The sequence below is a fragment of the Paenibacillus sp. VT-400 genome (assembly GCF_001029205.1).
Taxonomy (GTDB): domain Bacteria; phylum Bacillota; class Bacilli; order Paenibacillales; family Paenibacillaceae; genus Paenibacillus; species Paenibacillus amylolyticus.
This window is the reverse complement of the sequence record NZ_LELF01000024.1, coordinates 1-383: the sequence shown is the minus strand read 5'-3', so window position 1 is coordinate 383 and position 383 is coordinate 1. Positions and strand designations below refer to the sequence as shown.

The 383-nt window shown below is 59.3% G+C and carries 1 protein-coding gene; it reads right to left on the bottom strand.

Features of this window, described 5'->3' with window-relative positions; all coding sequences use genetic code 11:
- Positions 1-104: 104 nt before the first annotated feature.
- The coding region (locus EL84_RS32375; protein ID WP_235431464.1) for a hypothetical protein at positions 105-383 on the bottom strand (279 nt) is incomplete at its 5' end.

Sequence of the window (383 nt, the reverse complement as noted above, 5' to 3'; positions counted from 1 at the left end):
CGGTGAGGAAGCATTTTCTGCTGGGCTACGGAAATCTCCCCCGTAAGATAACAAATAGGCGCCAGGGGCTTGGGACCCCTGGCGCCGTTCTCGCCAAGGCGAGGTTAGGTGCGGAAAATGAAAAAGGCGAGGAGGATGGTCAGAGACCACCCCTTGCCTTTTTTGCTTTTCTTCCTGCGTTGCATGTGCACGGCGGTGAGAAAACCATCCAGTGGAGCGCCTGCGTTTGTGCCGGCGCGGGCGGCGTAAAAGTCGGCCATTGGATAGGCTGACCCCTTTCGGGGTTGGCGGGGATGTTCGCTGTGGAGATTTACGCGGCGGTTCGCGATTTCGTTTTCAACCAGGAGAAGAGCCGGCGGGAAGCGGCTCGCGTGTTCGGGCTG